Genomic DNA, 4,579 nt, shown 5'->3' with positions numbered 1-4,579 from the left:
AACGAGGGGCGGGCCTGGGGACCGCGGTGATGGCGGGTCTGGTGGCGTGGATGGGTGAACGCTGTTCCTGTGTCCGCGTGGACGTTTTGTGGCATAATGAGGTATCGTTGCGCATGAACCGCCGGGCCGGCTTCGTTCAGGTAGCGGAGAGGCTGCCCTACGTGGAGATGGAATGGCGGCGGCCTGGGTAGCCACTTGAAAGCTGTTCGACCATGTTGCCAACCGAGTGGGACCTCGATCCCGATTTCCTGACCGTCAATCACGGGTCTTACGGGGCGGCGCCGAAGTGTGTCATCGCCGCGCAGCGGGCCTGGCAGGACCGGATGGAGCGGCAACCGAGCCGGTTCATGAACACGGAATATGCGGCGGCAATCCGGGAGGCGGCGGAGGCGCTGGGATCGTTTGTCAACGCGAACGGGCGCGACATTGTATTCGTTGGAAACGCAACTACAGGGTGCAACGCTGTACTTCGCAGCCTGCCGGGGCTGAGTTCTGGCGACACCGTAACGTTGCTGTCGCATGTCTATGGCGCGGTCCACAATACGGTCCGACTCGTTACAGAGTCGGTAGGTGCCGGGATCGTGCGGGCGACGGTGCCGTATCCCGATCCGACCGAGGATGCGCTGGTTGCCGCGGTTGCCTCGACTTTGACGCCCAGCACGCGGTTGGCGGTTATCGATCACATCACCTCCGGCAGCGCGATCGTCGTGCCGGTGCAGCGGATCGTCGCGCTGTGCCATGATGCCGGTGTGAAGGTGCTGATCGATGGTGCGCACGCGCCGGGGCAGGTCGACCTGGACCTGACCGCCATTGGCGCGGACTGGTACGTCGGCAATTGCCATAAGTGGCTGTGCGCTCCGAAAGGTTGTGCGTTCCTGCATGCCGCCCCGGCGGCACAGGCCGGTTTGCACCCTGGCACGATCTCGCACGGCTATGGGCAGGGGTTCCTGGCGGAGTTCGACTGGACGGGGACGGCGGACCCGAGTGCGTTCCTGGCGGTGACTGAGGCGATCGCGTTCCATGAGCGCCTGGGTGGGGCGGCGCTGCGGGCGCGCAACCAGGCACTGGCGGCAGAGGGGACGGAGCGGATCGCTCGGCGGCTGAATACTCAGGTGGGGACGCGCGGGGCGGTCGCGGGGGCGATGGCGACGATCCGGTTGCCTGTGGATGATTCCAGCCCGGCGCATGCGCTGGCGATCCGGCAGCGTCTGATGGCGGCCGGCACCGATGCCCCGGTGCATGTGCTGGATGGCGCGTTGTGGCTACGCGTGTCGGCCTTCGCGTACAATGAACTGCGCGACTATGACCGGTTGGCGGCGCTGGTGGCGTCCGTGTTGCGGGACTGACTGGATCGGTGCGACGGTCCGTGGCTATGATCCGGCGGTTCTGAAGGAAAGTATCGCATGACCGTCGAATTCATCGGCATGATCCATCACCGGGAGGCGTCGGAGATCATGGCGCCGCCTCCGGTGATCATGGACCGCGGTTATATCCGGGACTTCGCCCAGGCGGCGGAGACGGGCGGCTTTGATAAGGTGCTGGTGGGGTACTACTCGGATGGGCCGGATGGATTCCTGTTGGCGGCGGCGGCCGCGGCGCATACCGAGAAACTGGGCTTCCTGGTCGCCCATCGTCCGGGCTTCGTCGCCCCTACCCTGGCGGCTCGGAAATTCGCTACGCTGGACCAGATCACCGGCGGGCGGGCGGCGATCCATGTGATCAGCGGCGGCGACGATGTCGACCAGTTCCGTGATGGGGATACGCTGGCGAAGGAAGACCGTTATGCTCGTACTGACGAATATGTATCGATCCTGAAGCGGATATGGACGGAGCCGGGTCCGACCGTGGATCACGAGGGGCGGTTCTATCATTTCTCGGGCGCGTCGACGGCGCAGCGCTGCGTGCAGCAGCCGCGTATTCCGATCTACTTTGGTGGCGCATCCAACGCGGCGATCGCGGTCAGTGCCAAGCATGCGGACGTGTACGCCCTGTGGGGCGAAACTCAGGAGCAGGTGCGCGAAATCACCGGTCGGGTCCGGGCCGAGGCGGCGAAGTATGACCGTACCGTGCGGGTCAGCCTGTCGTTGCGCCCGATCCTGGCACCGACCGAAGATGAGGCATGGGCTCAGGCTGAGTCGATCAAGCAACGGATTATCGAGCGGCGGGCGGCGTTGGGGCTGAGTCCGCGGAATCCGGTGAATGAGGGATCGAAACGGCTGCTGGCGGCCGCGGCGAAGGGGGAGCGTCTGGACAAACGTCTGTGGACCGGGGCGGCGCTGCTGACGGGGGCGAGCGGTAATTCGACGAGCCTGGTGGGGACGCCTCGGCAGGTCGCCGAGTCGTTGTGCGAATACCACGATCTGGGGGTGACGACGTTCCTGATCCGCGGGTTCAACCCGCTGGTGGACAATGTCGCGTATGGACGAGATTTGCTGCCGCTGACCCGGCAGTTGATTGCGGAGCGGGCGGCTGCTCGGGCGGCGTGACCCGTTCGGTATTCGTTGGTTTTTTGCATTCAGAGAAGGCGTGGATGGCGAGCCTGCGCTCGCCATGACGGAGGGGAAGTGCCTCCGGCGTTCGCCATGACGGGAAGGCGTTGCGCGCCCAGATCGCCGTTCTTCTCGACGAACTGGGCGGCGCGGCGTAGCGGCTGTCAGACGACCGGGCTGGCGCCGCCGTCCATGTTGATCGCGGTGCCGGTGGTGAAGCCGGCATGGTCGCTGCACAAGAAGCAGGCCATGGCGGCGAACTCCTCGGCCTTGCCCATGCGGCCGACGGGGATTCCGGCACCGGCCTTGGCGACGAAGGTCTCGAACGGTTCGTTGCTGCCGGCGGACTTGTAGCGCCGAGCGATCTGGTCGGAGATGATTTGTCCGACCAGCATGCCGTTGACCAGGATGCCGTGGGGGGCGCCCTCGGCGGACATCACCTTCATCAGGGCCATGCCGGCGGCGCGGGATACCGCCGTCGGGGCGCCGTTGGCGCGCGGTGCCTTGGCGCCGGTGTTCAGCACGTTGATGATGCGGCCCCATTTCCGCTCCTTCATCCCTGGCCAGCAGAGGCGCGCCAGACGGATCGCGGCGAAGAGCTTCAGGTCGAGGTCTTCCTGCCAGATGTCGTCGGTGATCTGGTCGGACGGCATCGCCCGCGACATGCCGGCGTTGTTGATCAGGATGTCCACCTGGCCGAACGTTTTAAGCACCGCAGCGAACGTCTTGTTGATGTCCTCGGCCTTGGAGACGTCGCAGGAGAACGTGGCCACCTTGCCGGAGGCGCCATCCGATGCGGTGGCCTGGGCTTCGGCCAGGGCCTCCGGGCTGCGTGCCAATATCGCCACATTGGCGCCGGAGGCTGCGAATTCCTTCGCCATGGCCAGGCCCAGGCCCTTGCTGGACCCGGTTATGATCGCGGTGCGACCGTCGAGACGGACTTCCATCGGTTTACTCCCCTATCGAAAGCCCCACTTTGGGGGACATACAGGTTCCGTGCAACGCGCGCCGAAGGATGCCCATGTCGTCGTTTGAATTTCTCGCCGCGCTGCTGTTGCTGGCCGCCACCCTGGGCATCGTGAACCACCGGTATTTCCACCTGCCGCCGACCATCCTGCTGATGGCCGGGTCGCTGGCGCTGTCGGTCGTCATCATCCTGGTCGACCGTTCCGTGGACAGCGTGGAGTTGCGGGCGTGGTGGAAGGACCTGGTCGCCGAGACCGACCTGCCGCATGTCTTCCTGGACGGGCTGCTGGCGTTCATGCTGTTCGCCGGCAGCCTGCATGTCGATATGGACAGTCTGCGCTCACAGAAATGGACCGTGCTGTCGCTGGCGACGCTGGGCGTGGTGATGGCGACGGCGCTGTATGGTTTTGGTATCCACCTGATCTTTGGCGGTACCGTCCCGCTGCCCTGGTGCTTCGTCCTGGGGGCTCTGCTGGCGCCAACCGACCCGATCGCGGTGGGCGGTCTGCTGAAGGACGCCGGCCTGCCGTCCGGTCTGCTGGCGGTGGTGCTGGGGGAAAGCCTGTTCAATGATGGTGTCGCGGTCGTGGTTTTCGGCGCGGCGCTGGAATGGGCGAACGGCCAGGATGCCTCGGCCAGCACGATCGGGCTGGAACTGCTGACCGAAGCGGGCGGCGGCGTTGCGCTGGGGCTCGTCACCGGCTGGCTGGCGTATCGGGCGCTGCGTTTGGCGGATGAGCCGTCGCTGGAACTGACGATCACGCTGGCGCTGGTCACCGTGACCTATGCCGTCGCTGCCGCGCTGTCCGTGTCCGGTCCCGTGGCGGTGGTCGTCGCGGGATTGCTGACGGGGCACCGGTCCACTCGCTTTGCCATGACGGACAGGTCCCGCGAGCAGGTGGTCCTGTTCTGGGACCTGATGGACGAGTTGCTGAACGCCATCCTGTTCCTGCTGATGGGCTTTGCGCTGCTGTCGGTGGAGATCAACCGGCCGCTGCTGCTGGCCGCCGGCGGGGGGATCGCGCTGGCACTGGTGACTCGGCTGGTCAGCGTGGCGGTGCCGACGGTGCTGGTTCACCTGAACCAGCTGCCCAGGGTCCGCGGGATCGCGGTGCTGACCTGGG

5 protein-coding genes are annotated in these 4,579 nt (G+C 65.9%); 4 read left to right on the top strand and 1 reads right to left on the bottom strand.

Translation table 11 applies throughout. From position 1 onward, the window contains the following. From GSQ89_RS38595 to GSQ89_RS20075, 3 genes are all read left to right on the top strand, one after another. A partial coding sequence (locus GSQ89_RS38595) for a hypothetical protein (RefSeq protein ID WP_216856289.1) occupies positions 1 to 191 on the top strand: 191 nt, incomplete at its 5' end. Between the two features lie 21 nt (positions 192 to 212). Further along, positions 213 to 1,346 carry an aminotransferase class V-fold PLP-dependent enzyme gene (locus tag GSQ89_RS20080; protein WP_158928462.1) on the top strand — a complete coding sequence of 378 codons (1,134 nt, stop codon included), beginning with the start codon at positions 213 to 215 and terminating at the stop codon, positions 1,344 to 1,346. Between the two features lie 57 nt (positions 1,347 to 1,403). Further along, positions 1,404 to 2,486 (top strand): LLM class flavin-dependent oxidoreductase, encoded by a 1,083-nt coding sequence (locus GSQ89_RS20075; RefSeq protein ID WP_158928460.1) that lies wholly within the window; start codon positions 1,404 to 1,406, stop codon positions 2,484 to 2,486. 167 nt (positions 2,487 to 2,653) lie between these two features. Here GSQ89_RS20075 and GSQ89_RS20070 read toward each other — a convergent pair whose 3' ends face one another. Beyond that, entirely contained in the window at positions 2,654 to 3,436 is a 783-nt protein-coding gene (locus GSQ89_RS20070; protein WP_158928458.1) for an SDR family oxidoreductase, read from the bottom strand. Between the two features lie 74 nt (positions 3,437 to 3,510). On the opposite strand from GSQ89_RS20070, the gene GSQ89_RS20065 reads away from it, so the two are divergent. Next, on the top strand, positions 3,511 to 4,579 hold a 1,069-nt coding region (locus GSQ89_RS20065; RefSeq protein ID WP_158928456.1), incomplete at its 3' end, for a sodium:proton antiporter.

Source organism: Acidisphaera sp. S103, from assembly GCF_009765975.1.
Classification (GTDB): Bacteria; Pseudomonadota; Alphaproteobacteria; order Acetobacterales; family Acetobacteraceae; genus Rhodopila.
Note: the sequence above shows the minus strand (reverse complement) of the source record. Positions and strands in the feature narration are given on the sequence as shown.

Excerpts from the sequence above, each read along its gene's own strand:
- GSQ89_RS20080 (WP_158928462.1), top strand. The coding sequence starts at position 213 with ATGTTGCCAACCGAGTGGGACCTCGATCCCGATTTCCTGACCGTCAAT.
- GSQ89_RS20075 (WP_158928460.1), top strand. The coding sequence starts at position 1,404 with ATGACCGTCGAATTCATCGGCATGATCCATCACCGGGAGGCGTCGGAG.
- GSQ89_RS20070 (WP_158928458.1), bottom strand. The coding sequence starts at position 3,436 with ATGGAAGTCCGTCTCGACGGTCGCACCGCGATCATAACCGGGTCCAGC.